Annotated in this window: 28 protein-coding genes and 1 riboswitch; of the genes, 9 read left to right on the forward strand and 19 right to left on the reverse strand. The window is 46.7% G+C overall.

From position 1 onward, the window contains the following. The first annotated feature begins 1 nt into the window (after position 1). The 3 genes from ptsN to L1N97_RS03735 are packed head-to-tail and all read left to right on the forward strand — an operon-like array spanning position 2 to position 1,591. Positions 2-472: a PTS IIA-like nitrogen regulatory protein PtsN gene (gene ptsN, locus L1N97_RS03725; RefSeq protein WP_236128853.1), complete on the forward strand. Its 471-nt coding sequence runs from the start codon at positions 2-4 to the stop codon at positions 470-472. Then, positions 469-1,326 (forward strand): RNase adapter RapZ, encoded by an 858-nt coding sequence (gene rapZ, locus L1N97_RS03730; protein ID WP_236128854.1) that lies wholly within the window; start codon positions 469-471, stop codon positions 1,324-1,326. Before ptsN ends, rapZ begins: the two co-directional genes overlap by 4 nt. Beyond that, positions 1,316-1,591: an HPr family phosphocarrier protein gene (locus L1N97_RS03735; protein ID WP_236128855.1), complete on the forward strand. Its 276-nt coding sequence runs from the start codon at positions 1,316-1,318 to the stop codon at positions 1,589-1,591. The genes rapZ and L1N97_RS03735 overlap by 11 nt, the downstream gene beginning before the upstream one ends. 35 nt (positions 1,592-1,626) lie before the next feature. Here the strand turns inward: L1N97_RS03735 and L1N97_RS03740 are convergent, their stop codons facing one another. The 6 genes from L1N97_RS03740 to L1N97_RS03765 are packed head-to-tail and all read right to left on the reverse strand — an operon-like array spanning position 1,627 to position 7,486. Next, positions 1,627-2,010: a Na+/H+ antiporter subunit G gene (locus L1N97_RS03740; protein ID WP_229584847.1), complete on the reverse strand. Its 384-nt coding sequence runs from the start codon at positions 2,008-2,010 to the stop codon at positions 1,627-1,629. 8 nt (positions 2,011-2,018) lie between these two features. Continuing rightward, entirely contained in the window at positions 2,019-2,288 is a 270-nt protein-coding gene (locus L1N97_RS03745) for a K+/H+ antiporter subunit F (protein ID WP_226749353.1), read from the reverse strand. Beyond that, the gene (locus L1N97_RS03750; RefSeq protein ID WP_226749352.1) at positions 2,282-2,818 is read right to left on the reverse strand and encodes a Na+/H+ antiporter subunit E; all 537 of its coding nucleotides are present in this window, start codon (positions 2,816-2,818) and stop codon (positions 2,282-2,284) included. The genes L1N97_RS03745 and L1N97_RS03750 overlap by 7 nt, the downstream gene beginning before the upstream one ends. Continuing rightward, positions 2,815-4,338, reverse strand: coding sequence for a monovalent cation/H+ antiporter subunit D (locus tag L1N97_RS03755; protein WP_229584845.1), 1,524 nt, complete (start codon positions 4,336-4,338; stop codon positions 2,815-2,817). Before L1N97_RS03755 ends, L1N97_RS03750 begins: the two co-directional genes overlap by 4 nt. After that, positions 4,335-4,691 (reverse strand): Na+/H+ antiporter subunit C, encoded by a 357-nt coding sequence (locus tag L1N97_RS03760; protein WP_226749350.1) that lies wholly within the window; start codon positions 4,689-4,691, stop codon positions 4,335-4,337. The genes L1N97_RS03755 and L1N97_RS03760 overlap by 4 nt, the downstream gene beginning before the upstream one ends. Beyond that, entirely contained in the window at positions 4,691-7,486 is a 2,796-nt protein-coding gene (locus L1N97_RS03765; RefSeq protein WP_236128856.1) for a monovalent cation/H+ antiporter subunit A, read from the reverse strand. Before L1N97_RS03765 ends, L1N97_RS03760 begins: the two co-directional genes overlap by 1 nt. Positions 7,487-7,953: 467 nt before the next feature. Between L1N97_RS03765 and L1N97_RS03770 the strand changes: the two genes are divergently transcribed. After that, positions 7,954-8,136, forward strand: a complete 183-nt coding sequence (locus L1N97_RS03770; protein ID WP_229584843.1) for a helix-turn-helix domain-containing protein — start codon at positions 7,954-7,956, stop codon at positions 8,134-8,136. On the opposite strand, the gene L1N97_RS03775 is transcribed toward L1N97_RS03770, so the two are convergent. From L1N97_RS03775 to mgtE, 8 genes are all read right to left on the reverse strand, one after another. Continuing rightward, positions 8,122-9,027 (reverse strand): phosphotransferase, encoded by a 906-nt coding sequence (locus L1N97_RS03775; RefSeq protein ID WP_236128857.1) that lies wholly within the window; start codon positions 9,025-9,027, stop codon positions 8,122-8,124. The two genes, L1N97_RS03770 and L1N97_RS03775, sit on opposite strands and share 15 nt — an antisense overlap. Continuing rightward, positions 8,970-9,608 carry a nicotinamide riboside transporter PnuC gene (pnuC, locus tag L1N97_RS03780; protein ID WP_229584841.1) on the reverse strand — a complete coding sequence of 213 codons (639 nt, stop codon included), beginning with the start codon at positions 9,606-9,608 and terminating at the stop codon, positions 8,970-8,972. Before pnuC ends, L1N97_RS03775 begins: the two co-directional genes overlap by 58 nt. Continuing rightward, a complete protein-coding gene (locus L1N97_RS03785) occupies positions 9,605-9,853 on the reverse strand; it encodes a hypothetical protein (protein WP_236128858.1) in 249 nt (82 codons plus the stop codon). The genes pnuC and L1N97_RS03785 overlap by 4 nt, the downstream gene beginning before the upstream one ends. A gap of 10 nt (positions 9,854-9,863) precedes the next feature. After that, a complete protein-coding gene (locus L1N97_RS03790; protein WP_236128859.1) occupies positions 9,864-11,942 on the reverse strand; it encodes a TonB-dependent receptor in 2,079 nt (692 codons plus the stop codon). A 110-nt stretch (positions 11,943-12,052) separates the two neighbouring features. Further along, a riboswitch (TPP riboswitch) is annotated at positions 12,053-12,170 on the reverse strand. Positions 12,171-12,372: 202 nt separating this feature from the next. Then, positions 12,373-14,754: a putative bifunctional diguanylate cyclase/phosphodiesterase gene (locus tag L1N97_RS03795; protein WP_236128860.1), complete on the reverse strand. Its 2,382-nt coding sequence runs from the start codon at positions 14,752-14,754 to the stop codon at positions 12,373-12,375. Further along, entirely contained in the window at positions 14,755-15,924 is a 1,170-nt protein-coding gene (locus L1N97_RS03800) for a hypothetical protein (protein ID WP_236128861.1), read from the reverse strand. Next, positions 15,914-16,330, reverse strand: a complete 417-nt coding sequence (locus L1N97_RS03805) for a hypothetical protein (protein WP_229584837.1) — start codon at positions 16,328-16,330, stop codon at positions 15,914-15,916. The genes L1N97_RS03800 and L1N97_RS03805 overlap by 11 nt, the downstream gene beginning before the upstream one ends. Positions 16,331-16,470: 140 nt before the next feature. Beyond that, positions 16,471-17,814: a magnesium transporter gene (gene mgtE / locus L1N97_RS03810; protein ID WP_226749340.1), complete on the reverse strand. Its 1,344-nt coding sequence runs from the start codon at positions 17,812-17,814 to the stop codon at positions 16,471-16,473. A 264-nt stretch (positions 17,815-18,078) separates the two neighbouring features. Here mgtE and L1N97_RS03815 point away from each other — a divergent pair, with 264 nt between their 5' ends. The 5 genes from L1N97_RS03815 to L1N97_RS03835 all read left to right on the forward strand — a co-directional run bounded on the left by L1N97_RS03815 (position 18,079) and on the right by L1N97_RS03835 (position 23,314). Beyond that, positions 18,079-18,888 carry a DUF432 domain-containing protein gene (locus tag L1N97_RS03815; protein ID WP_236128862.1) on the forward strand — a complete coding sequence of 270 codons (810 nt, stop codon included), beginning with the start codon at positions 18,079-18,081 and terminating at the stop codon, positions 18,886-18,888. Positions 18,889-18,898: 10 nt separating this feature from the next. Next, positions 18,899-19,774 (forward strand): mechanosensitive ion channel family protein, encoded by an 876-nt coding sequence (locus L1N97_RS03820; RefSeq protein ID WP_236128863.1) that lies wholly within the window; start codon positions 18,899-18,901, stop codon positions 19,772-19,774. A gap of 92 nt (positions 19,775-19,866) precedes the next feature. Further along, positions 19,867-21,498, forward strand: coding sequence for a BamA/TamA family outer membrane protein (locus L1N97_RS03825; RefSeq protein ID WP_236128864.1), 1,632 nt, complete (start codon positions 19,867-19,869; stop codon positions 21,496-21,498). Positions 21,499-21,727: 229 nt separating this feature from the next. Then, positions 21,728-22,009, forward strand: coding sequence for an alpha/beta hydrolase family protein (locus L1N97_RS03830; protein WP_268964608.1), 282 nt, complete (start codon positions 21,728-21,730; stop codon positions 22,007-22,009). A gap of 6 nt (positions 22,010-22,015) precedes the next feature. After that, positions 22,016-23,314, forward strand: a complete 1,299-nt coding sequence (locus L1N97_RS03835; protein ID WP_236128865.1) for an APC family permease — start codon at positions 22,016-22,018, stop codon at positions 23,312-23,314. Between the two features lie 67 nt (positions 23,315-23,381). Here the strand turns inward: L1N97_RS03835 and mutM are convergent, their stop codons facing one another. From mutM to radC, 5 genes are all read right to left on the reverse strand, one after another. Next, positions 23,382-24,191: a bifunctional DNA-formamidopyrimidine glycosylase/DNA-(apurinic or apyrimidinic site) lyase gene (mutM, locus tag L1N97_RS03840; protein ID WP_236128866.1), complete on the reverse strand. Its 810-nt coding sequence runs from the start codon at positions 24,189-24,191 to the stop codon at positions 23,382-23,384. A 3-nt stretch (positions 24,192-24,194) separates the two neighbouring features. Then, positions 24,195-24,656, reverse strand: coding sequence for a hypothetical protein (locus L1N97_RS03845; protein WP_236128867.1), 462 nt, complete (start codon positions 24,654-24,656; stop codon positions 24,195-24,197). Positions 24,657-24,750: 94 nt separating this feature from the next. Then, entirely contained in the window at positions 24,751-24,906 is a 156-nt protein-coding gene (gene rpmG / locus L1N97_RS03850) for a 50S ribosomal protein L33 (RefSeq protein ID WP_008219722.1), read from the reverse strand. Positions 24,907-24,917: 11 nt separating this feature from the next. Then, positions 24,918-25,154 carry a 50S ribosomal protein L28 gene (gene rpmB, locus L1N97_RS03855; protein ID WP_026349251.1) on the reverse strand — a complete coding sequence of 79 codons (237 nt, stop codon included), beginning with the start codon at positions 25,152-25,154 and terminating at the stop codon, positions 24,918-24,920. A gap of 164 nt (positions 25,155-25,318) precedes the next feature. After that, a complete protein-coding gene (gene radC / locus L1N97_RS03860) occupies positions 25,319-25,993 on the reverse strand; it encodes a RadC family protein (protein ID WP_229584830.1) in 675 nt (224 codons plus the stop codon). Between the last annotated feature and the right edge of the window lie 87 nt (positions 25,994-26,080).

Raw genomic sequence — 26,080 nt, forward strand, 5'->3', positions numbered from 1 at the left:
TATGAATTTAAACGCGATGTTAGCGGAGAACTGCACGAAAAGTGCAGTTCTATTTAACAGTAAAAAACGTATCCTCGAATATATCGCCGAACTGGCTCACCAGCAGCTTCCCGAACTATCCGAATACACCATTCTTGAAGCCTTAATGACCCGTGAAAAACTCGGCTCAACCGGCATCGGTGGCGGCATCGCCATTCCTCACGGCAAACTTGACTGCGTAACCCAACCGATGTTGGTGTTTGTGGTCAGTAAAGACCCTATCGCGTTTGATGCGATAGATAATCAAGCTGTCGATATTTTTTGCGCTATTTTAATACCCACGGAGCAATGCCAAACGCACCTAAGTACGTTATCCGGTATTGCCAAACTGTTAAGTCAGAAAGATTTAACCAAAAAAATCCGCCATGTCGAGTCAGATGAACAACTGTATCAGCTACTCCTCGACTATAGCCAAAAAACAGGTGAGTCATGAAACTACTCGTCGTCAGTGGCCGCTCAGGCTCTGGCAAATCGGTTGCTCTGAGAGTCATGGAAGATCTCGGCTATTACTGCGTCGACAATCTCCCGGTTAATTTATTACCGACCCTGGCAACTGCAGTAATGGGCCAATATGAACGCGTTGCCGTGAGTATTGATGTGCGTAACTTACCGGGCGATCCCGATGAGTTATCAGACATTTTGTCGTATCTGCCTCGCAAGCTGGAACTGACGATTTTATATTTGGATGCGGATCACACCACGCTAATTAAGCGCTTTAGCGAAACGCGTCGCTTGCATCCGCTATCCCATCAAGCGATGTCGCTCGATGAAGCCATTTCGCGTGAACAACAGTTATTAGATCCTATCTCTAGCCGCGCCGATTTATATATCGATACCACTGAGCTGAATGTGCATCAGTTGGCCGAGCAATTACGTGAGCGGATATTAGGCCAAAAGACCGGCCGTTTAGTGATACTCTTTGAATCCTTTGGTTTTAAATATGGTATTCCAAAGGATGCCGATTTTGTGTTCGATGCGCGGTTTTTACCCAACCCACATTGGGAGCCGGATTTGAAACCGCTCACTGGTATAGATCAGCCTGTTAAAGATTACCTCGCTTCACAAGACGTGGTGGCAAAATACACGTGGCAGATCAATACCTTTATCGCCAGCTGGCTACCTCATCTCGAGCGTAACAATCGCAGCTACTTAACGATAGCGATTGGTTGCACAGGTGGCCAGCATCGTTCTGTGTATATCGCACAAAGCCTAGCCGAAACCTACCGCAGCCAACGCGAAGATGTACAAATTCGCCATCGGGAATTAGTCAGACATCATGGCCGATAAGTTAGCTGCAACAGTCACGATTATTAATGCCCTAGGCCTACACGCACGTGCCGCCACCAAGCTAGTGCAGTTAAGCCAGCAATTTGATGCCAAAGTAGAATTAGTGCAAGAAGATGGTAAAACAGCAGATGCCGGCAGCGTACTGGCCTTGCTAATGATGGCCAGTAGTAAAGGTAAAACCTTGACAGTGACTACCGAAGGCCCTGACGCCGCTGAGGCGTTAGAGGCGATTACTCTATTAATTAATACCGGTTTTGGTGAATAGCGTAAAGCTTGCGCTTTACGCTATTGTTAGGTTGTTTAAGGTAAATTCGATTTAATATGCGAGCGGCTGCTGTTTTGTAACTGCCCTCGCTTCAATTCTTGCTCGCCTGTGGTACGCGCAATCGCCTCAGTGCGATGATGCAGCGCGGCTTTAATAAGCATATGTGCACTGATTGGCGCGGTGATCAATAAGAAAATAGTAATCAACAATTCATGCACGCTGATCTCACCGGGTGTCGCACTAAAAAATAACATCGAACCTAACAAAATACCGCCCATGCCCAAGGTGGTTGCCTTTGTTGGCCCATGTAAGCGCATAAAAAAATCGGGCATCCGCGTTAAACCAATCGAGCCAATTAACACAAAGCTGCCACCGAGTAATAAAAAGAAGGCAATTGCCCATTCTATCCAATTTTGCATACTGTCTCCTATTCGATGATATCGCCACGTAATAAAAACTTACACACGGCCACCGTACTGACAAAACCTAACATGGCAATTAATAACGCGGCTTCAAAATACAATGAGGTGCCCATCAGCAAGCCATATAAGATGATCAGGGCGATGCTATTGATATACATGGTATCGAGCGCTAGGATGCGATCTGGCAAGCTTGGGCCACGTACTAAACGCCATAGGTTAAGTATCAAAGCCAAACTGATCATACCAAAGACTAAAAAGATAACATTCTCTAACATTGAAAGATCTCCTTTAGCGGGGCTTCATAGCGCGATTTGATCGAAGCAATCAGCTCTGCTTCGTCTTCTAAATTCAGCACATGAATTAACAACCAACGCTGTTTTACTTCTTCACCTTCTGCCAGCATTTCTTTAGTCGGGTAAATATCCGCGCTTACCGTGCCAGGGGTCATCGACACGGTACTGGCTAAAATGGTGATAGGCAGTTCATGCTGTAAATCCAGCGGCACACGCACAAAAGCGGGTTTTAACCGTTTAGTCGGCCCTAAAATTAATATCGCGACCTGTGCATTTGCGGTAACAATATCCATCAAAACCATAAGAATATAACGTAGCGCCAAAATGGGGCGTTCAATCAACGGCTGAGGATCTCGGAACTTGGCACTGATCCAAGGGATTAATAACGCCAACACGAAACCAAAAAACAGATGCACTGGCGCGACACTTTGATTGAGTAGTAACCATACTAAAAACAACAAGACGCTGCGATACGGTGTTGGCAACCAGCTGTAACGAGGTTGTAATCTCATTGAGCACCTCCAGACACGCTAGATTCAAGTAAAATCGTGGAAATTGTTTGTGACACATCTTCAAGCTGCACCGCTGCCGCCACACTTAACTCGGTTAAAGGCCCGGCAAACACCACCAGCATTGGGCTAGCTAACAGCAACAATGACACGGCAAAAACCTGCAGCGGTAAGGCTTTATCACCGCCCGACTCTGAACCGGTAACGCGCCAAAACAAAATACTGCCAGCTCGTGATAAGCCAATTAACACCATTAGGCTGCTCACCAGCACCACTGACCATAACAGGGCTTGCTGCAGTGGTGTAACGGCCGCTTGCAGGATCATCAGCTTTCCGATAAAGCCCGATAACGGCGGTAAGCCCGCTACCGTTACCGCAGCAGCAAAGAACAGGCTACCCAGCAATACCGGTTGAGCTACACGGCGCCCAGACACTAAGCGATCACCGGCTTTACCTCGTTGATTAGCAATCATGTCGGCCAATAAAAATAAGGCACCGGTCACTAAGGTGGAATGTACGGTGTAATACAACACCGCAGCGGTAGCGGCCGTATTCTGCATAGCGACTAAACAGACTAAAGTGCCCACCGATACGATAACCAAATTGGCCACCACCTTGCGAAAATCCAAGCTGCCCATCACCCCAATGGCCCCCAGCACAATGGTTGCTAAGCCAAAGGGCCATAACCAATTCATGCCTAAACCGGCTAAAGGCCCTGCAGACTCACCAAAAATCGTGGTGTACACGCGGAGCAAGGCATAGACACCGATTTTCGTCATCACCGCAAATAATGCGGCTACTGGCGGCGAAGCTGCAGCGTAGGTGTCGGGTAACCAAAATTGTAATGGCAAGATCGCTGCTTTTAGCGAGAAAACGATCAACAGCAATAAGCCACCGGCTTTGACTAACAACACATCTTCTGGTGGTAAGGTTGAGACTTTTAAAGCCATGTCGGCGATATTAAGGGTACCTAAAGCACCGTATAAAATCGCCAGCGAAAACAAGAATACCGCCGAACCGGTTAGGTTCAACACCACATAATGCACGGCCGCTTTGGTTTTGTTTTTACCACCCGCGTGAATTAACAGGCCATAAGAGGCAATCAGCAACACTTCGAAAAACACGAACAGGTTAAATAAGTCGCCGGTTAAAAAGGCGCCATTGATCCCCATAATTTGGAAGTGAAACAGCGGATGAAAAAACGAACCGCGCACATCCTCGCCAGCCGCACCGTAACAAATCGCCGCCAGGGCTAAAAAGGTGGTTAAACAGACCATCACCACACTGAGGGTATCGGCAACAAGAATAATACCGAACGGCGGCTGCCAATCCCCTAAGGCATAAAAGGTTAAGCCATTTTGCTGAGTTTCCCACAGCAGAAAGCATGAAATGATCAGTTGAATTGCCGTGGCAATAATACTGACTAAGCGGCGCCGATTGGGTACATAGTGCACCGGCGGCAGCATAATGATAATGGCGGTTAAGATGGGCAATAAAATGGGAGCAATAATCAAATGACTCATGCGCCGTTCTCCTTACGACGACCGTCGCTATCAGGCAATTTACCATCGACATGGTCATTACCAAGATCTGAGCGCGCGCGAATGGCTAAAATAACTAAGAACGCCGTCATAGCAAAGCCAATAACAATAGCGGTGAGCACCAAGGCTTGAGGGAGCGGATCAGCATAGTTTTCAGACATCCCCAATACCGCAGCACCTTGTAAGTTAAGCCGACCGGATGAGAATAAAAATAAGTTCACGGCATAAGACAACATGGTTAACCCCATGGCTACCGGAAAGGTTCGGCCACGTAACATCAGAAAGACGCCACAGGCAGTCAGAAAACCAATGCAACAGGCTAACAAGGTTTCCACTAGATCGTCTCCTTATGCACCGGACGGTGCAAGGTCGTCATTTTACCTAAACTCGATAAAATCAGCAGTGTCGCGCCGACCACGGTTAGGTATACCCCTAAATCAAATGCAATCGCACTGGCCAGTTCTAACTCACCTAGGATAGGCAGATGGAAATAATCAAACCATGACGTTAAGAACGGTCGACCAAAAGCAAAGCTTGCCACACCCGTAACGAGGGCGATCAATAAGCCGATTGCTATAACACGTTGATATTCAATATCCATCCGTGATTTTACCCAATCCACACCGTGAGCAATGTATTGTAGGATCAATGCCACTGAGGTAATTAAGCCTGCAATAAAGCCCCCACCGGGTAAGTTATGACCACGGAAGAAAATATACACCGACACCATTAATGCCAATGGCAGCAAACTTTGTGACACCGTCGCTAATAACAACGGATGGCGCTCGCGACTCCAAGGCCGTCCATCACCATCACTACTGGGTTTAAACAATGGAATACGTGTTAACAATTTGAAGATACCCAAGGCAGCAATACCCAATACGGCAATTTCACCGAAGGTATCAAAACCACGGAAATCCACTAAGATCACGTTAACCACGTTGGTACCGCCACCACCGGTTTTGGCATTCGCTAAGAAGAAATCAGAAATAGAGGTAAAGGGCCGCGTCATCACCGCATATGCCCAACTGCCAATCACAATACCCACTAGACCCGCCAAGCTGATATCACGGATCACACGAGAGGGTTCAGACTGACTCGGTGTTTTATGCGGCAAGAAAAATAAGGCTAACATCAACAAAATTACCGTGACAACTTCAACCGACAGCTGTGTTAGCGCGAGATCGGGAGCGGAGAAACGGGTAAAAGCAATCGATACCATCAGCCCCACGACCGAAATCATCAACAGCGCCACCACGCGTTTACGATGCCAAATCACTGTGGCCAAAGCACTGATCAGCAGTAATGCGGCACCTGTGGCGTTTACCGCATCAATCGGTAATTCTTCACGACCACCGGCAAGTACCGACACATCCAACAACGGCAAGCCAGCCAGTACAACCACTGCTGACAATAAAAACACCATGTAACGCTGTAAAGAGCCATTATCGAGCCATTCATAAAAATACCGACAATAACGATTTACGGTTTTAATGGCCAATTCAAAACTGTTCAGTGCATCTAAACCTGGCAAGCTATTTTGAAAATCAAATAAGCGTTTCCGATAACTGTAAATCAATAAACCGCCGCTAATCGCTACCACACTCATAAACAATGGCAAATTGACACCGTGCCACAGCGCCAAGCTATAAGCAGGCACTTCTCCGCCTAACACTGCGCCCGCTGCTGATTGCAACAAGGCCCCCACTGCCCAAACCGGAAACAGGCCAATAACAATACACAGCACCACTAAAATTTCGACCGGCAAACGCATAAGATGCGGCGGTTCATGCGGTGTTTTTGTTAAGCCCCGTGGCTCACCATTGAAAAATACATCGTGAATTAATCTTAACGAGTAGGCGACAGAGAATACCGCAGCAATCGTTGCTAACAATGGAATAAGCCAAGACAGTGCCCCGAGTAAATGCTGATCCAGAGTTTCGGCTAAGAACATTTCTTTAGATAAGAAACCATTCAGTAACGGAATACCGGCCATCGACGCGGCCGCTATCATCACTAAAGTACCAGTGATCGGCATGTAGGCCCACAAACCATTAAGTTTTCGCATATCACGCGAGCCGGTTTCATGGTCAATAATGCCTGCCGCCATAAACAAAGAGGCTTTGAAGGTAGCATGGTTAATGATATGAAAAATCGCGACCACCGCCGCTAACTCTGTTCCCATCCCTAGTAGTAGGGTGATTAAGCCTAAATGGCTGATGGTGGAATAAGCTAATAAGCCTTTTAAATCATGTTTAAATAACGCCAAATACGCGCCAACTAACAAGGTGGCTAAACCGGTTAAACTGACCAAGATAATCCACAAGTCAGAACCGGCCAACGCCGGATAAAACCGCGCCATTAAGAAAATACCGGCTTTTACCATAGTGGCAGAGTGTAAGTAGGCACTCACTGGCGTAGGAGCTGCCATGGCATTGGGTAACCAGAAATGAAATGGGAATTGCGCTGATTTGGTAAAACAGCCCAACAAAAACAGCACTAATAAAATAGGATACCAGCTGTGCGCTAGCAAAATGTCAGCACTAGCTAAAATCACATCGAGATCATAGCTGCCAACAATACGGCCAATTAATAACAGCGCCGCTAATAAACAAAGACCACCGGCACCCGTAATGGTTAACGCCATCCTGGCGCCGCGCCGCGCTTCCGATTTATGCCACCAAAAGCTGATCAGCAAAAAGGAGCTGATACTGGTGAGCTCCCAAAACAACCAAAGCTGTAGCACATTGTTGGATAACACAATACCCAGCATCGCGGTCATAAAGAACATCAAAAAAGTGTAGAAACGCGGCATCGAATCAGCTGCAGAGAGATAAAAGCGCGCATAGAGGATAATCAGCAAGCCAATACCTAAGATCAGCAAGCTAAATAAATAGGCTAAGCCATCGAGTCGCAAAGCAACATCCAGGCCCAGTACCGGCACCCAAGCCAATGAAAAACGCAGTGTTTCACCGGCGAAGACCGCAGAGGTTTGGCTTAACAATAAAATAAAAGCCAAAGCTGGAGGTAACGCCGTTAACAGCGCACAGGCACTACGCGACCATTTTGCTGTCAGCATGGGTAAGCTAATACCACACAGCGGTAACAGTAGGATCCACAACAAAGTCATAAGGTTTTTGCTTCCTCGTTAACGTTCACAGACCTGACACTCCTCACTGCTGCATTCATTAGACCATTGAAATACTGCTGATGTTAATCAGCCATTTATCACGTGTAATACGTTTGGCAGATGATTTGCTCGAGCAACAGAGGTAGGCAGAAAAACAAATTGTCAGGAAAACTGCGAATATTTATACCTGCATCACATCAAAATGTCTATTAAAGTCGGTTGCCAATGCCGTCTAATCCCTATAAATACAGGGGTTATAGCGTTTTTGCTGCTTGGTAACATCAACTTAAACGGCCTTTTTATCCGGCGTATTTTAGAGCCAATAGCCCTAGTTGGGATAACGTGTAGCGGCTTAACAACCGCTTGTTGCCCACTACCCCATGGCAATATTTGCTATTCCTGACTATATTTTGACTATCTGCGGCAGCAAATACATGTAGCCGCTCCTGTTTGAATAAGAGATCAGCATGGCCATAATGACTGTCAACGAGGTTGCTCACTTTTTAGATATTACCCCTATTCGGGTAGAACGCTTAGCCAGAGAACATCTATTGGTACCCTGTGATAAGGCGAATGACGGCAAACCCTTGTTTGCCGAAGAGGATGTGCAACGCTATAAAGTGTTAGCAGAACGTTTAGGCGGGCTTTAACGCTAACAACTGCGCGAGCTTATTTTGCCAACGGAGTGCGGCGTCCTTATCGGGGCTGGCTTGATACCATAACCAACAAAAACCGCTGTATAACCGCTTAGCTAGGTGTAAACGTTCGGCTAAGCTGTGCCGACAATCGCGCGCCGTTTGACTATGGCTAAAATGCCTTGCGCTAAGATACGCTTGCAGTAATTGTGTTTCTTCAGCCTGGTTTAACTGATAGTTCAAGCAAATCGCTGCTAAATCAAAGCTACTGTCGGTTAGCTGCGCATATTCAAAATCTAATAACCAAATCTGCTGTTTCGCCCACAGCACATTGCCCTGATGCAAGTCCATGTGGCATAACACCCGATCAAACGGCAAGCTTTGCATCTGCTCAGCACTGTGTAACAAGGCGGAAAATAAGGTGGCTGCCGGCTCTAAACTGGCCAACTGGCTATTATCCATCAGCTGACGTAAGTACTGACTCACCTGCAAAACAGGGGTTTGTATGGTTAATGAGTGTAATTTAGCCACGACTACAGCTAACTGTGTTAAACGCTCGGTGTTTAGCGCTAAAGGTATGCCGTCGCTAATGTAATCGCTGATCAGTAATTGTTGATGATTGTTTAAAGCTAAAGGTGCCGGCGCAAGACCAATTGCGGCGGCGGCATGCTGACAACGTAATTCTTGCTGTCGGCAGACGCCTAGCGTATCTAGCGGGTAACGGCGTAAGACATATTCGCCGCGCTCGGTTTTGATGTAATAATTCAGATTACTTTCACCTGAAGCCAGTGGCCGCACGATTAAAGGCGGATGGCCACTGAAGAACTCAAGATGTTCGCAAAAACGGCTTATAGCCGCGCTGGATCCAACGTCGATGTTTGCTGCAGTTGATAATGACTGCGCCATGCAAAATACCCAACTAAGGCAATGATGGTATACAGCATAAACAAGGCTGTTAGAAAATAAAGGTGTTTTTGTGCATAAACATAAATTGATACCGCATCTATCACCACCCAATATAACCAATTAGACACTAATTTCTGCGCCACTAACCACGTTGCTACCAAGCTAAATGCCGTTGTTTGTGCATCTAACCAAGCAAAATCAGCGTGAGTGTAATGCTCCATAAAATAGCCTAAAACCAAGCCTGCGATTGCCGTACCGCTAACCAGCATAAGGTGCCATTGCCAGGGGCGCTCGAACACCGGCGCCTGACCTTTGCCATGTTGCTGTTGGTATTGCTGCCAGCGGCGCCAACCATATAACGCCATACCGGCGTAATACAATTGCAACAACGCATCCGACAACAAGGCAGAATCCCACATCACATGGCTAAATAACAAGGTGCTGAGTAAGGCGGCAGGCCAACACCACAGGCTTTGTTTTAACGCTAAAAACACATAAGCCAACGCCAATAATGTCGCAATCAGTTCAATACTGTGCAGTAATTGCCAATCACTGATCACCTTACTCAGCAGTTCATTCATGGCCGTAAATCACCTGGAATAAATTTACACACAAACACCAACTTACCATAAGTTTGCATCGACCATTTCATGCATTTCTGCAAGGCCTGCATCACCGTATCGTAATCGCCAAAAATTTGGGTACTCATGGTATTGGTGATGATGTGCAAATCGGCTTGATCTGCTAACAAATCGATAAAGGCTTGGATCGGCGCTTTATAATCTTTTGCTAACGGATATTTACTGATTTCTACTGATAGTTTCATTATGCTTTCCTTAAAAACTGTAACTGGCGGTCACACCAAAACGACGTGGCTCAGCAAATTGTTCGTAAACCTTAGGAGCATATTCGTCACGGGGATCGTTGCCAAAGTAAAAACCTCTGACACCGGTTTCCTCATCAAAGGCATTACGCAACCATGCCGCGATTTGCCACTGTGCTACCTGATAATTCAAGCGTAAATTAACTTGTTCGCTGGCGGCAGCTTCGGCATTATGACCGTCAGAATAATAGAAACTGCTGCGCCCTTGCACTCCGGCTTGCAGTGACCATTGCTCGTTTAAAAACCAATCCGCACCGATGCTGAAGTTCACTCGCGGGGCATGTGCTTGGTCACGGCCCGTTAAATCCAAGCCACCATCGGTGACATACTGGCCCAGTTTAGAACGTAAATAACCGACATTAACGAACAACTGCAACGCCGCATGCGCTTGGAAACGGTTTTCCATTTCAATACCGTAGTTACGACCACTGGCGGCATTATCAATAAAGCCGGCAAACTCAGGGCCTAAATCGGGGTTAATCCAACCTTTTACCTGCATATCGTTACGCCACATATAAAATGCCGCAACTCGAGTCAGTAAACGCTGATCTAAACTGCTCCCTTTGACACCCAACTCCGCATTAACCACGGTTTCAGGTGCAAAACTGGCTTTCGTCGCTAACAGGGCGAAATCGCCGTCATCGGCTTTGGCTAAGGCTTCACCGTTGATACCACCCACTTTATAACCACGCGACACTAAACCATAAATCATCGCTTGCGAGTTAACTTGATAATTTAAACTGATCTTGGCTCCCCACATGGTGGCATCTGGCGTTAGGCTGATACCGGCAACATCTTGATAATCATCGCTATACTGCTCGACGCGCCCGCCCACGACCATGCTAAGCTGCTCAGTTAGCGCCGAAGTGGTCTCAGCATAAACCGACAGATTATTTCGCTGTAATTGACTGTCAAATAAGCGCATTTCGCTCTCTGCGCGACGAATGCGATTTAATGTCAAATCACGACTGCTAGCATACACGCCTAATACCCAGTCAGTATTATGCCAAAGTTGTGCGGCGGGTTTAGAGACTAAACGATAATCTAAAGACGATTGCTCACGTGAACGTAAATAGCGATCTTGGTAAGAATATTCCCACGGATGAATACCGCGATAACTCCAGTCTTCATCAAAGCCGTAATCAGATTGCGCATTTAAATAGCTAATTTGCCCTTGCAGATCGACAGCCGCAAACTCTTGGTAGGCAAAGGTGAGTGCTAAAGCCTTACTACGCAGATTATCTTCACCCGGCTCATCTGATAAAGTGACACGATTTTGATCAAGTGAAAACGCATCGTAGCCATTTTGCTGGTCAATCAGATGGGCAATCAAGCCCAGCTGCAGGTGCTCAGAAGGTAACCAACTTAATTTAAAACGACCCGTAAATTCATCAATGTTGTTGGTGTCGTCGCGCTGTAAAAAAGCATTGTCAATAAAACCATCAGACAGCGCTTGGTCCAGCGTTAAGCTAAAGGCAACTTGCTCACTTAAGGGGGCACTGTAATAACCCGACAACTGCTGGCTATGATAATTTGCGACAGTGGCGCTGAGTTGCCCTTCTGGGCTAAATACGGGGTTTTTACTGGTGAAATTCAACATACCCGCCAGCGCATTAGTACCAAAGCGCGTAGCCTCAGGCCCACGGAATACTTCTAACTGTTCCGGATGAGCGACACTGCTGATGCCCAAACCCGCATAGTCAATGCCATCAATTAGGATACCGACCGAAGGGTTAACCACATCGATAAATTCACTGCGCTCGCCAATACCCCGAATTTGAATAAAACGCCCACGCGAAGCACCGGCGGCAAAGTTCACGTTAGCAAATTGTTTTAACACATCATCAAGATGCTGTGCCGATTGACGCTGCATCTCTTGCTCAGACAAAATGACAACACTACCCGCCAGTTGTTGGATGTTTTGCTGACGAAAGTCGCCTTGCACGGTCACGCGCTCAATTTGTTGCTCAGTCGCATGCAAGTTAAACGCAGACAATAAAGCGATAGATAAAACAGAATAGCGAAAAAACATAGGTGATCGGCTCCGGTAAACAACACGTTGAGGATCACACTGTTCAGATTTAACGGTATTACGACTAACACACCTTGCTAAGCAAGTGGTAAATAGCGAAACACGTTCTGATGGGGAGTTAGCACCATCCCTCCGCCGGTATGATCCGGATCAGGTTCTAAGGGTTTGCCTTACGGCATCTCAGCGCATTCAAACCGAAGTTTGAAGGTTGCACCCCTTGGTTGCTTGCGTAGTCTATGTGGTTTTAAAGAAAAAAACAACGCGCCTAAGCGATATTTGTCAACGACGTGTTTAGGTGATGTGACAGGCTGACCAGCACAGGGCATCATCGCTTTTCAGGTTTCATGCTGCTTACGCTTACTGACAGTCGTGGTTTAAAATCGCGGTTTAAAGCTGCTGTAACTGTCTAACCGTGTTGGCAAACGGCTACTTAGCGCCACTGGCCATTATCATGCAAATTAGCCTGTAACTGTGCAATCAACGTATCTGACGGGATCGGTCTTGAAAATAAGTAGCCTTGGCCAATATCACACTGATGCTGTGTTAAGGTTTTGCATTGCGCCTGCGTTTCAACCCCTTCGGCGACAACTTCTAAACCTAATTTGCGCACCATGGCGATAGTCGAGGTAATAATATCGAAGTCTGCTTGGTTATCTAACATGCCAAACACAAAACTTTTATCAATTTTTATGGTATCCACGGGCATCTGCCGTAAGTAACTTAACGATGAATAACCGGTGCCAAAATCGTCAATCGCTAAGCGGAAACCACGACTTTTTAAGCGCTGCATACTCTTGATCGTTTCATTGATGTTGTTGGCCAGCATACTTTCTGTCAGTTCTAATTCGAATAGCGCAGCTGACAGTTGATGTTGCTGCAATAACGCATCGAGAAACGCCGGCAATTTGGCATCGTTAAGTTGTGCCGCGGAGAGGTTAATGGCCATAGTCGTGTCCGTAAAACCTGCCGCTTGCAGTTGCACCATAATACGGAAACTTTGCTCGATCACCCAATAACCTACGGGGATCATCAGATGCGCATACTCTAATACTGCGATAAATTCGTCAGGTGATACCATGCCGCGCGCGGGGCTATGCCAACGCAATAACGCTTCTAAGCCTTGTAGTTTGCGATTAGCCAGGTTAATTTTGGGTTGTAAATGCAGCGCAAACTGCTGCTGGGCTAACGCTAGCTTTAAGTCGCTTTCTAATGCTAAACGATTTTGGAAATCATCAAACATTTGCTGACTATAAAAGTGCAAACTATTGCCGCCCTTCCCTTTGGCCTGATACATGGCTAAATCAGCTTGCCGCACTAAATCATCAGGTTTCAGCTGAGCATTACGCGTACTGCTGATACCAATACTGATATTTAATTGATACTCTTCATCGCCCAGTGACATGGGCTGACGAAACGCTGCGATTAAGCGATTGGCCAATGCCGTTAAGGCATCGATATCCGCCACTTCTGTCACCACAATAAATTCATCACCACCAAAGCGGCAGATAATATCGGTTTTATCTAGCGATGCCCGCAGCCGATTACTCGCTTCAATCAGTAACTGATCGCCTTGCTCGTGACCACGAATATCATTAACTCGTTTAAATTGGTCCATGTCTAAAAACAGTAACCCTAATAAGGCACTGCTCTCGGTTAACGCGGCGATACTTTTCTTCAGTTGATATTGCAACATATTACGATTGGCTAAACCGGTTAGCCGATCGTACATCGCCATATTTTCTAGCTCACGAGTCTGGGTATTGATGTTGTCTTGCAGTTGCTCTAATTTACGACTTAACGTTTGACCGGCATCATAGAGTTGATCAACTTCATCGCTCATGGTACCGGCAGATTTAGGTAAAGCATCGCGAAAAGCCCGATATTTATTTTCCGCTAACATCGGTAGCGCATGACAGATCAGCAATAAGCGACTGGTTAAGCGCCGCGTTAACAAGTTGGTCAGCCAAGCAAATAACACAAAGCAAAGCGTGGCCAAGGCAATCAATTGCCATTTGAAGGCATTATTTGCCGCTTGGTAAGAGCTAATGTTCTCTAGCAATAAAATCGCAAAATGCTGCTGCTGTTGTTGAACCAAGGGAATGTGATAAATAAAGTAGGGTATCTCAGCTAAGCTGAACTGGGCGCCATTACTGTTTTGCCAGCTGGCTAACTCCACCTGATCTAATGCAGGCAAATTGCCTGTGGCAGATAAGATGGTCATGCCTGCCGCATCTAAACGCACAATCGCCACTTCACTTTGCAAGGCTTGCCCCAAAGCAATAACCACATCAGCCAGCGTTTGACTTGAAACCAGTACGGCTATGTTACCGTCTTGATCGGATACCGGTAGGCTCACCACATTACTGCAATGCGCCGCACAGTAAATCCGTGATTGCGGCCGCTGCTCCTGCTGCGTTTGCGTCACCATACTGGCTAATTCAGTCGGGAAGATACTGCTGGCAAAGGCCGCTTGCGAGCTATCCTCGGTAAACACCCAAAGCGCTTCAATATTCAAATAAAGACTAAGCACGTCGTAGCGTTGCTGCAATGCTTGAGTAAACACGGTGAAACCTGATTGCTGTTGCAGGCCGGTCAGCTCGGCAAAGCTTTCAAACCAAGCTTGTTGCTGATTTTGCAGCAGCAATTGATATTGGGTAAAGTGCTGCTCAACTTGCTGCCGCTTTAACGTTTGCTGCTCGGTGAAGCTGTCACCTAAACGCTGCAAGGATAAACTGGTCACCAACACGATTAGCACCAGCATCAGCGCCAGTGTTAACAGTAAAATCTTCGTAGGTAGGCTAAAAAATCGCATTTAAAACCAGTACATCAGTTGTAACGCCCATACCTGCCAATAGCGATCTTGATTGCGCTCTAGATCAGGGACCAAACTGGGTGATAAACGACCGGTACCGTCCACCCAGTGATGTTCAGCTTGCAACCGAAAGCGACTGCCTAGCTCATAGCTGGCACCCAACATTAGGCTATGTTGATAACCAAAATAGGAGGGTATACCCAGCTGTCCTAACTGACTGCCTCGTTTATCGTCTTTGTTAAGCGCCAACATATCAACACTGACTAATGCCGTCAGTTTAGGATCAAAGCGATAGCGCCCCAGTAAATAGCCGCCAATACCGATTTGAGCGCGTTCAAAACCTGGCGCGTAAAAACCGTCTATGCTCATGCGTTCTTGAAATAACTCCGATGAAAGATCCCATTTTTCGGCTTGATAACGCCAGTTTAAAATAACTCTTTGTACGGTAACGTCACCGTCAGCAAAAAAATCGAAGTTGGCCTGTTTATAAGAGAACTGTGAATCAAGAAGGGAGATACCATAACTGGCTTGGCTACCAATGCCCTGCCAAAACATACTGGCTTGATGAACATATTTTTGTTCTGAACTGCCTTGTATATCTGGGCTTAGCAAAGTACGGGCTTGATCAGTGGTAATCTTGGTAGAACCAATACTCCAATTATATTCCAACTCACCTTGGCCTAATTGTTTATAGCCTTTAAGCGCCAAACCATCGCTCGCCACAGCAATATCACGAAACGCATCGTAATAAACCGACTGCGGTAAAATAATACTGGGCCGTGTAAAGGGCACATCACGGGTACTGGAAAAAAGCCAATGCTGATTTTTATAGCGGCCAAGAAACACATTAAGTTGATGATCAAAATTATCTATCGCACTAAAGTCTAAAAATAAATAATCTAAGCGTGCGCCTTCTGGGTAGCGATTACCACCATTTAAGTACACTACTTGCCCCGATAATTTTAAGCGTGGATACAAATCTAACTTTGCATTGAGTCCCAGCTCGGTAAGCGCCAGCGACACATCACCCTCATTATTAATCGCATTACTCTTTGCGGCTTGGGCAATACCTTGCGCAACAAAACCATGAATTTCTAAAGGCTCTGCCTGTGCCACCGCGCCAGCGAAGCACAGCGGCATTAACCAGTAAAATCGGTTGTTATTTTTCATTAATCGTCACCACTCTCAGATTGGATGAAAGGGTATCTGTGGGAAGATAACCGATGGCACCTGGTGTTGTTTCTAGCAATATGAGCAGTTCTGCCGCGGTATCCACTTGCATTGGAAAACTGCCAATGCCGGAATAACGTTGCCGAGACCAAATTGCATCTAATTGATAAGGAAACATTTTTAATTTATCGCGGCTAAACCGCTGATGATGTGGATGGTCAGATTGCAAGACAAAAACCTGAATAGCTTGTCCATCTGTCCAGCGAGTCTGACGCATGGTAAAGATGGCTCGTAATTGCGCAGTGCTCAGCGTTGTCTCGCTCACCGATGAATGCACAACAACTTCTACTGCTTGCACGGAGCAAGCAAGTAGCAGTAAGCAACATAGTGAACGTAAAAAAGTCATTAGATACCTGTAAACCAGCTGTCGGGAAACCGATACTCTGTTCAGTCGGTGTTACATTACCGACACATATGCAGATAAAATATTGAAATTAAAGCGTTTGCGCAATAGTACATTTGGGTTGTTACAGCGCAAAAAAATATTTATAAGCCCAGATACCAGGTGGCGATCGAGAAATAAACCACCACCCCCGTGACATCCGCAATAGAAGTAATCAGCGGTCCACTGGCTGTCGCCGGATCTAAATTAAAGCGGCTTAACAAAAACGGGAGTGACAAACCAATCAAGCTACCGGCCATCACCACCAGCATCATGGTACAAGAGACGACTATCGCGATATCGGCACCCCCACGCCAAAGCCCTAAACCCAGAACAGCGGCAGACATGGTGAGACCCAGCAGCCCGGCAACCAAGCATTCTTTACCGAGTAAATAGCCCCAATCGCGCAGTTTGATTTCACCCGTAGCTAGCGCTCGCACCATCAATGTGCCGGCTTGCGCGCCAGCATTACCGCTACTGGCAATCAATAAGGGCAAGAAAAACAACAAGGCGATATAGCGGGCGATCGTTTCTTCAAAATAAGCGATACCGGCACCAGAAAAAATATTGCCAAACACCAATACCACCAACCAGAATACCCGTTTTCTGTACAGTAAACCGATACCCGCATTTTTCACGTTTCCGTCTAATTTGCCGATGGTGGCTGTTTTGTGAAAGTCTTCCGTCGCCTCTTCTGCGGCGACGTCCATCGCATCATCGTAAGTCACAATACCGACCATCTGATGCTCGCTATTGACGATAGGCAGTGCTAATAAATCGTACTTAGCAATCAAACTGGCTATCTCTTCTTGCGGCAATTCAACACTGGCAAAAATCGGATCCGTATTCATCAAATCATCAACCCGCATACTCACGGGTGCCAAAATTAAATCGCGTAAACTCACCACGCCAATAAGCTTTCTGGCTTCATCAACCACATAAGAAGAGTAAATGGTTTCTTTATCGGGTGCTTCTAATCGCAGCACTTCAATGGCTTCACGTACCGTCAGTTCAGGTGGCAACAAAGCATAATCTGAGGTCATAATGGCGCCAGCAGAACCCTCTTCATGCGCAGATAAACGTAACAAATCTTCACGTTCGGCTTGGGCTAAGGCCGGTAATAAGGTATCGCGTTGCTCGTCAGATAATTGATTAAATAAATCGGCACGTTCGTCCGAAGACATTTGTCTGATAATCGGTGAGAGTTTGCGCCGACTCACGCTGATAGCTAAACTAACCTGCACTTCAGCAGGCAAATAACCAAACACCTCAGCTTGTTCTGCACGGGGCAATACAGTTAATAAACTCCACAATTCTGTGGCAGAAAATTCAGTTAGGGCTGCAGCATAATCAGCTGGATGCACATCTTCGAGTTGTTCACGTAACAAAGGCAGCGTATCGTGTTGCAACGCATTACGCAGAGTTTTGATAAGAACAGGTAAATCCATAACAGCCTCTTATCAGCAGCACGTTTTTTTCAGAGACTGCTGGGCAGTATGCTGAATCATGCAGGGTAAATGGAGTGTCGATACTAAGCAATTTGAGCTAAGTGCCAATGAAATGGCCAAATGCCACACGAATGATTAAGACATTGCCAATAAAACAATAAATAATGCTATTTTATGAGTTAAGTTAGCTTAACTCAACCTGAGCGTTGAAAGTTTTACAGTAGCAACGTTTTTTAAACCGAGCCACTGAAAAGGAAAATATTGATGAGTCACTCTGCAGCAAGCGCTACTACGCCCCAATGGTGGCAACCACAAACGATGGCGTTAGATGAATGCTGGCATTTTACCATCGGCCCCGTTAGCTTATATTTCAAACGCTGTTTGCAAGAATGGTTATTTGGTTTTGAGCGCAGTACGCAGCCAGAACAAGCTTATCGCGTGCTTAGCCAATCTGCGGCCTGCTTACCCGAAGCCCTGAACTCGCAGCGTTTTATGTTTCGCCATAGCCCCGGTCAATTTAAATTAACGCCGCATTTGCTCGAGCGCGCCGTGGTGATCAAAACGCATCAGCCGGTGAGCATTCCCGCAGGCGAACAAAGCGTATTCTATATTAGCTCACCGGTTAGTATCGAAATTAGTCTGCAAGAGCCTAACGTAGTGCTCATGGAATTACCGTTACAACGTTTATCCGATACGTGGTTTGGTGACTCTACCCAGCAAGGAGAGTTATGTTTTGCTGACAAAACACATGCCAGGCATAGCCTCGATGATATTCCCACACGGCCGCACCGTGCCGTGACCGCAGTGACAATCGAAAACCGCTCTGATCGTATGCTAACCATTGACAAGTTAAGCATCCCGCTGCCATTTCTCGCCTTGTATGGCCATCGTGATGGCAGCTTGTGGACCGATCCACTGTTGTTACAGCACGAGAGTGTCGGGCAACTTACTCGCTTTAAAATTGGCAAAACCTTGCCGCTGGGTTTAACCAGTGCAGACTTGCTCGCCTCACCACGGCAGCATCCCGATAAAAACAGCCTAGTGCGCGCCTTTACCGGCATTTTCAGTCAATAAGGAGTCACGCATGCTGGAAACGTTAATACAATTTTTTCAATCCGAAACCGTGTTGAATGGCCTACAGGCTTTACTGCTTATCGTGGTAGGTTTGTTGTTAGCTCGCTACGCCTCGCAAGCGGCAGAAAAGCTCATTAGCCATAATTTCTCTCGACATCATGCTGCGCTGTTTCGTCGCGTACTTTATTGGTTAGTGCTCGCCTTGTTTGCCGCCTCAGCACTGCATCAACTAGGGTTTTCATTAGGGGTACTGCTGGGCGCAGCTGGCGTATTATCCGTTGCCATTGGCTTTGCCTCACAAACTTCCGCCTCTAATTTAATTAGCGGTTTGTTTTTAATCGGCGAACAACCCTTTCAAATTGGCGACACCATTAAAGTGGGTGCCACTGTGGGTGAAGTGCTGTCTATTGATTTACTCTCGGTTAAATTACGCACCTTCGATAACCTGTTTGTACGGATCCCCAATGAAAGCCTGATTAAATCTGAAGTGATTAATATGACACGCTTTCCTATTCGACGCTTCGACTTACAACTGGGTGTGGCTTATAAAGAAAACATGGCGCAAGTTCGAAAAATACTGTTTGAGGTCGCCGACAAAAACCCGCTAAGTTTAGATGAACCTGCCCCCACGTTTTTGTTTGTGGGCTTTGGTGATTCGGCACTGAATATTCAGTTTTCTGTTTGGAGTACGACACCTAATTTTCGAGAGCTACGTAATAGCCTGCAAGAAGAAATTAAGCTGGCTTTCGATGCCAATGGTATTGAAATTCCGTTTCCACATCGAACGCTTTACACGGGAAGTGAAACCGCACCTTTCCCGGTGCGGATCGTTCCCGAGCAAACAACAACCTCGCCCAATAATCCTGAGGGTCACCGTAAAAACTAACGAACTTCAGCAATGCGTGTTGGCATTTCTGGCAAAAACACGCATAGTTAAGTAGAGTTTTTTCATTCCATTAGGCTACAAGGAGTCAACGCATGTGGCGTAGTTTATGCCTGTTGTCATTGCCGTTTTACAGCTTTACCTTGCTAGCCAATTGCAACGATGAGTTTGATCTAGAACACCTTGCTGCACAAAAGCCGCAGATTAGCGCTATTCATTTCGAACAAAACAACGTGTTTGATTTGACCGAACCTGGGGTGTTTTGGCTTCATCGCTTTGCAAATGCCAGCCATCGTATCAGCCTTGAAGGTACAATTCGTGATGATCTGTTGTTTAATGATCACGCACCGTTAAACCTAGCCGATTTGGCGGAGACCGAACGTCTGTTAAGAAGCCGGCGCTACATCCGCGACGCTCGCGTTTCGGTTAGCCGCTATTGTCCCTCAGACAACACCGTTGAAGTCATGGTAAGAACTTGGGACAACTGGTCCTTGTTACCCAAAATTGATTTTTCTAGTGAAGGGGGTGAAACCGAGTACTCACTTGGCATTGCTGAAGATAACCTGCTCGGTTATGGCAATCAAATTCACTTAGATTACAGTAAAGACAGCGAACGTAGTGGCTACTTAGTTAGCTTCGGCAGCCCCAACATTTTTGGTACGCACTGGAACACCTTTTTAAGTTACGCCAATAATTCTGATGGCGAAAATTATCGTTTTAATGTGCAGCGGCCTTTTTATCGCTTAGATTCACAGTGGTCTCTTAACTTCGATCTGCTTAAAAATAAAGAACTCGTTACCGATTATCAATTAGATGAGCGGGTTAATGAGTACAATCGCACTCGGCAACAATTCGAAAGCGCTGTTGGTTTCAAACTGGTTGAACGCGGTCGCAGCATTCAGCGCTTTATTGTTGGTATGACCTTAGAAGACGTCGCCTTTAATGATACCGAGGGTACGGTATTAGCGTTACCTGACGAGCGTAATCTTTCAGCGTTATGGCTGGAGTATCAAATTTTAGAAGATGACTTTTATAAGCTTTACAATATCAATCAATTTAACCGCGTTGAAGATATTAATGCCGGTTGGCAATTACAACTGCGCCTTGGCTATTTACAATCATGGTTAGGCGCCGACAATTCTGGCTTGCAGCTCACTGCACATGCTGAAAAAGCGTGGCAACTGCAAGAGCATACTTGGTTATTTGGTCAGTTGAATTATCGCCGATTAAATTGGCAAGATCAGACACAGCAACTGCTGCATTTCTCTTGGCAATTAAACCATCAACTGAATGAATACAATAGCGTCGTCGCCAGTATCTCTGCAGAACGTGGCAGCAATTTATTTGCCGATGAACGCCTATATTTAGGCGGTGATACCGGATTGCGCGCTTTCCCACTGTATTATCAAAGCGGCGATAAACGGGTGATCGCCACAGCTGAATACCGGCGTTACACCGATTGGAATCTATGGCGGATCTTTGATGTCGGTTTTGCTGCCTTTACCGATATAGGCCGCAGCTGGGGCGATTCCGAACAATTTAAAGACTTAATGGCCCAACCCGATATCGATGACAAAGTGCTATTCGGCGTCGGTGTCGGTGTTCGCTTACTCTCTAGCCATTCTAGCCGTGGCACTATGGTGCATTTAGATCTGACCCGCCCATTTAGTGATAACCCAGATATTAACAACTGGCAGTGGCGTGCTACCGCAAAACGGCGTTTTTAAGATCGCATATACCTTTATGCAAACTTATTGAGTCGCTTTACACTTTACGGCCATCATTGCCATCGGCTTGTCGCCATGCAAAGCGCTTTTCACTGTTTAGCTGCGTAACTTGTCGCCGAATGTTTTTAGACTAGTTTTGAGTGACCCCGCTAGTAGTCAATGAGGGGTATGCAACTCGATAAAAATCTTAACAAGCATCCCGCTCTGGTGGGAGTCGTTTCGGGAGACCCTGTATGCTGAGCTGGGCGATCCGGCCGTAGATGGTGAAAGACTGCGGCGCATCTCACCGGTTTTTCATGGTAATAAAGTCAAAAAACCGGTATTAGTAGTGCAAGGCGCAAATGATCCGCGGGTATTGCAAGTTAACAGCGATGAAATGGTCACCGCAATTCGCGAAAATGGGGTGCCAGTAGAGTATGTGCTGTTTCCTGATGAAGGGCATGGTTTCTTGAAAAAAGCTAACCGGATCACCGCACAAAACGCGTATTTGAATTTTTTAAGGCAGTATTGAAAACTCGTGAATGTAACTTCTAACAAGGCAAGCTTACCACGCAACCTAGGGCTTTTCGGCCTTTGGTTGCTGGTGATTAATGGTTTTATTGGCGCCGGTATTTTTGGCTTACCGGGTGGCGCGGCTAAATTAGCGGGCGAATATAGCCCCTATATTTATCTGCTCTGTGCCTTACTCATTTTACCCATCTTATTGTCCATGGCTGAGCTGTCGAGTTATTTTCGCGGCAGCGGTGGCCCCGTGCGCTATGGCACGGCCGCCTTTGGGCCTTTTATCGGTTTTCAGGCCGGCTGGTTATATTATATTGCGCGCTTGGTTTCTTTTGCTGCCAATACCGTGCTACTGGTCGACAGCATCAGTTATTTTTGGCCCGCGGCCAGCAATACCCTACAACGTACCTTGCTCCTTACTGCCATTGTGGGCAGCTTAACACTGATTAATGTGCTCGGCTCGGTGCGCGCCATGCGCTCCTTGGCGTTGCTAACAGTACTCAAATTTGCTGTGTTATTACTGCTGGTGGTTACCGGGATAAGCTACTTTGGTGCACAACTGTTACCCGAAGCGGATGCCACGACGTTGTTTAATAATCACTACGATATTGGCGCTGCCGTGTTGTTATTAATTTATGCTTTTGTGGGATTTGAATCGGTGGTGGTACCCGCTGGAGAGGCCAAAAACCCCGCCAAAGATATGCCCCGCGCCTTATTGTTGGGCTTAGGCCTCGTGACGCTGTTATATATTGCGATTCAGTTAGTGAGCGTAGCCGCCGTACCGAACATTGCTGATTCTAGCAACCCGTTACTGGATGTCGCCGCGACTTTATTCGGGCCCGTCGGTGCCATGATGTTAATGCTAGGCGTGGTCGCCTCCGTCGCCGCGAACTTATTGGGCTCTATTTTTTCAACACCGCGCGCCAGCTTCGCCTTAGCCGAAGACGGCAGCTTGCCAAACTGGTTTGCAAAAGTACAGCCGCGCTTTTTAACCCCAGCGAATTCGATTGTCTTTTTTGGGATCTTAGCGCTGATATTAACGCTTTATGGGTCATTTTTATGGCTGGCCGCTGCAACAGTAGTTTCACGCTTGTTGCTTTATGGCCTAACCTGCGCCGCCGTGCCAGTATTACGGCCCAAACTGGCCGCCAGCGACAGCTTTATTTTACCCTTTGGTTACGCCATACCACTACTGGGTATCGCGGCCTGCGTTTGGCTGGCGTTTCAGGTTAGCCTGTCATCGGTATTAGCCACCAGCGCTTTTGTGTTATTAGGCACGGCCTTGTACTTTTTGGCACGTTGGCAGGCAAAATAATGGCTAATGGCTTTAGTTTAAGGCTTTAGAGCAAACTTCAGATGATTCGGTATTCAGATAGGGCCGTTTAACGTTGACAGTGCTGACAAAACACCGTGCTACGCTGACCTAAACGGATTTCTTGTAGCGGCTCACCACAGCTAAAGCAGGGCTTGCCGCCACGCCCATACACTAACAACGCCTGCTTAAAATACCCTGGCTTGCCGTCTACTTGGCTAAAATCACGCAAGGTGGTACCGCCTTGCACTATGGCGGCCGCCAGCGTTTCTTTTACTACGGTTGTTAATAACTGCAATTTCTCTGCATTGACTTGATTGGCTGGAGCTTGCGGTGCAATGCCTGCTTTAAACAGCGCTTCGTTGGCATAGATATTCCCTACGCCTACCACCACCTTGTTATCCATCAGCACCAATTTAATGGCGGCAGAACGTTTAGCACAGTGGCTGATCAGGGTTTGCGCGGTGAAGTCTGCCGTCAACGGCTCAGGCCCTAACGCGGCGAGTAAAGGATGGATGCTACCATGGGCTTGCCACAGTACCGCACCAAAACGACGCGTGTCGTTTAAGCGCAAACATTGGCCACTGCCCAGCACAAAATCGATGTGATCATGTTTCGCTGGCGCGACGCTGTTCGATACCACTTTTAAATGGCCAGACATGCCTAAATGCAAGATCACACTACCGCTTGGCAGTTCCAGCAATAAATATTTAGCACGCCGACTGACAGATAAGATCGGCTGCTGCTGGATCTCAACTACTTCATCCGGGATCCACCAGCGTAATTGCCGTTGTCGAGCAACGACCTTGGTAATCACTTGCTGCTGTAAATGCGGGCTAATACCCAACCGAGATACTTCTACTTCTGGTAATTCAGGCACAGCCTACTCCAAGGTAAATAACAAACGCGCTTGGGCGGGCGCTAACAAATACAACTGGGTACGCCCCACTTGCTGCACTAAGTAACCGCTAGGTTGCTGATACAATAACCAGATCTGAGGTTCAAACTGCCCTACTAATTGCACACTGGCTTGAGCAATCGGTACCCAACTAGCACCTGCCGTTTCATTACTTGCTACGAGTTGCGTAGTTTGCCAAGCCGCAGCCATCTCAGTAGCAGACACCGTGCTCGGTTGATGAGGTTGCCATTGCCATTGCCCTGCCGCTTGTACTAAACGTTTTGAGCCAATAGAAACACTCAGCAGCTGGCTAGAGTCAGGGAGCAAACTTACACGTTCAGCGCGGCCAAAATAGGTATTGCCTGACCAGTCATACAAGCTAAACATCAGCAGCAGTACAACAAAAATCAGTACATTGTTCCAATTACGACGAGACAATTTCAACATGATGATGTGTTTTAAAGAAAAGACAGCAGAATAGTAACGCAGGGGCAGTATAAAAAGCAAAAACCCGGCGAAAGCCGGGTTCTTGTAAATTCGATTATTTGATTTTCGCTTCTTTGAAAATCACGTGCTTGCGCACTTTAGGATCGAATTTTTTGATTTCCATTTTTTCTGGCATGGTACGCTTGTTCTTCGTAGTAGTGTAGAAGAAACCAGTACCTGCAGAAGAAACTAAACGGATTTTATCGCGCATTTGTTAATTCCTTATACCTTGTGACCGTTGGCACGAACGTCAACTAGGACGGCATCGATACCTTTCTTGTCAATAATACGCATACCACGAGTGGTTGTACGTAAAGTAACAAAACGGTTTTCACTTTCAACCCAGAAACGGTGCGTTTGCAGGTTAGGCAGGAAACGGCGCTTTGTCGCGTTGTTGGCGTGCGAACGACGGTTACCAACCATCGGACCTTTGCCAGTTACTTGGCATACTCTAGACATGTCAATATTTCTCCAAAATTACGTCAGCTCGAGCTATCTTTCACCCTTCTGGCCTTGAAGGTTGCCCCGAAAATGGATGAGGGCGCACTTTATACACGAAAGCGCAATCAAACTCAAGACAATTTAGCCATGAGCTAGAACGCCTTGTTGTGCCAAGTCCTCATTTACAACCAGCCACGCTCAGCAAAAGAGACGACTTCTGCATCGCCAACCACAAAGTGATCCAAGACTCTGATATCAACCAAAGCCATGGCTTGTGTTAGGCGCTCCGTTATTGCTCTATCGGCGCGGCTTGGCTCGGCCACCCCAGAAGGATGATTATGAGCCAGAATAACGGCCGCGGCATTATGCCGTAAAGCGTGTTGAACCACAATACGCGGATAGACTGGGCTGGCATCAATTGTGCCTTGAAATAAGGGTTCAGCACAAATCATACGATGTTGATTATCAAGATAAAGCACCATAAATATCTCGCGTTGCTCTTGTGACAACAAAGAACTCAAATATTTTCGTACTAATGCCGGCTCGGTAAATACCGTTTCGCGCTGCAATTGTTGTTGTAAAAAACGCCGACTCAGCTCCAATACCGCTTGTAATTGCACGTATTTCGCTTCGCCTAGGCCTCTTGCTTGGCAGAACTCGGTTTTACTGGCGCCAAGCAACGCTCGTAAACTGCCAAATTGCTGCAACAACTGCCGAGCTAAACCCACGGCATCAGTGCCTGCAATACCGGTACGCAAAAAGATCGCGAGCAATTCCGCATCCGATAAGGCCTGCGTACCCAGTTGCAACATTTTTTCACGCGGCCGCTCTGAAAGCGGCCAATCAGTAATCGCCATAACTCGCTCCTTTTCTCGCTGCTGAACGGATGCTGAATTTCGGTTTCCATGCTATCTTATGCCAATCTAATTCTGGCTAGGGTGCTT

It is taken from the genome of Rheinheimera sp. UJ63, assembly GCF_021568285.1.
GTDB lineage: Bacteria > Pseudomonadota > Gammaproteobacteria > Enterobacterales > Alteromonadaceae > Alishewanella > Alishewanella maricola.

Bases quoted from the DNA above. Each gene is read 5' to 3' on its own strand.
- ptsN (WP_236128853.1), top strand. From the start codon at position 2: ATGAATTTAAACGCGATGTTAGCGGAGAACTGCACGAAAAGTGCAGTT.
- rapZ (WP_236128854.1), top strand. From the start codon at position 469: ATGAAACTACTCGTCGTCAGTGGCCGCTCAGGCTCTGGCAAATCGGTT.
- L1N97_RS03735 (WP_236128855.1), top strand. From the start codon at position 1,316: ATGGCCGATAAGTTAGCTGCAACAGTCACGATTATTAATGCCCTAGGC.
- L1N97_RS03740 (WP_229584847.1), bottom strand. From the start codon at position 2,010: ATGCAAAATTGGATAGAATGGGCAATTGCCTTCTTTTTATTACTCGGT.
- L1N97_RS03745 (WP_226749353.1), bottom strand. From the start codon at position 2,288: ATGTTAGAGAATGTTATCTTTTTAGTCTTTGGTATGATCAGTTTGGCT.
- L1N97_RS03750 (WP_226749352.1), bottom strand. From the start codon at position 2,818: ATGAGATTACAACCTCGTTACAGCTGGTTGCCAACACCGTATCGCAGC.
- L1N97_RS03755 (WP_229584845.1), bottom strand. From the start codon at position 4,338: ATGAGTCATTTGATTATTGCTCCCATTTTATTGCCCATCTTAACCGCC.
- L1N97_RS03765 (WP_236128856.1), bottom strand. From the start codon at position 7,486: ATGACTTTGTTGTGGATCCTACTGTTACCGCTGTGTGGTATTAGCTTA.
- L1N97_RS03770 (WP_229584843.1), top strand. From the start codon at position 7,954: ATGGCCATAATGACTGTCAACGAGGTTGCTCACTTTTTAGATATTACC.
- L1N97_RS03775 (WP_236128857.1), bottom strand. From the start codon at position 9,027: ATGGCGCAGTCATTATCAACTGCAGCAAACATCGACGTTGGATCCAGC.
- pnuC (WP_229584841.1), bottom strand. From the start codon at position 9,608: ATGAATGAACTGCTGAGTAAGGTGATCAGTGATTGGCAATTACTGCAC.
- L1N97_RS03785 (WP_236128858.1), bottom strand. From the start codon at position 9,853: ATGAAACTATCAGTAGAAATCAGTAAATATCCGTTAGCAAAAGATTAT.
- L1N97_RS03790 (WP_236128859.1), bottom strand. From the start codon at position 11,942: ATGTTTTTTCGCTATTCTGTTTTATCTATCGCTTTATTGTCTGCGTTT.
- L1N97_RS03795 (WP_236128860.1), bottom strand. From the start codon at position 14,754: ATGCGATTTTTTAGCCTACCTACGAAGATTTTACTGTTAACACTGGCG.
- L1N97_RS03800 (WP_236128861.1), bottom strand. From the start codon at position 15,924: ATGAAAAATAACAACCGATTTTACTGGTTAATGCCGCTGTGCTTCGCT.
- L1N97_RS03805 (WP_229584837.1), bottom strand. From the start codon at position 16,330: ATGACTTTTTTACGTTCACTATGTTGCTTACTGCTACTTGCTTGCTCC.
- mgtE (WP_226749340.1), bottom strand. From the start codon at position 17,814: ATGGATTTACCTGTTCTTATCAAAACTCTGCGTAATGCGTTGCAACAC.
- L1N97_RS03815 (WP_236128862.1), top strand. From the start codon at position 18,079: ATGAGTCACTCTGCAGCAAGCGCTACTACGCCCCAATGGTGGCAACCA.
- L1N97_RS03820 (WP_236128863.1), top strand. From the start codon at position 18,899: ATGCTGGAAACGTTAATACAATTTTTTCAATCCGAAACCGTGTTGAAT.
- L1N97_RS03825 (WP_236128864.1), top strand. From the start codon at position 19,867: ATGTGGCGTAGTTTATGCCTGTTGTCATTGCCGTTTTACAGCTTTACC.
- L1N97_RS03845 (WP_236128867.1), bottom strand. From the start codon at position 24,656: ATGTTGAAATTGTCTCGTCGTAATTGGAACAATGTACTGATTTTTGTT.
- rpmG (WP_008219722.1), bottom strand. From the start codon at position 24,906: ATGCGCGATAAAATCCGTTTAGTTTCTTCTGCAGGTACTGGTTTCTTC.
- rpmB (WP_026349251.1), bottom strand. From the start codon at position 25,154: ATGTCTAGAGTATGCCAAGTAACTGGCAAAGGTCCGATGGTTGGTAAC.
- radC (WP_229584830.1), bottom strand. From the start codon at position 25,993: ATGGCGATTACTGATTGGCCGCTTTCAGAGCGGCCGCGTGAAAAAATG.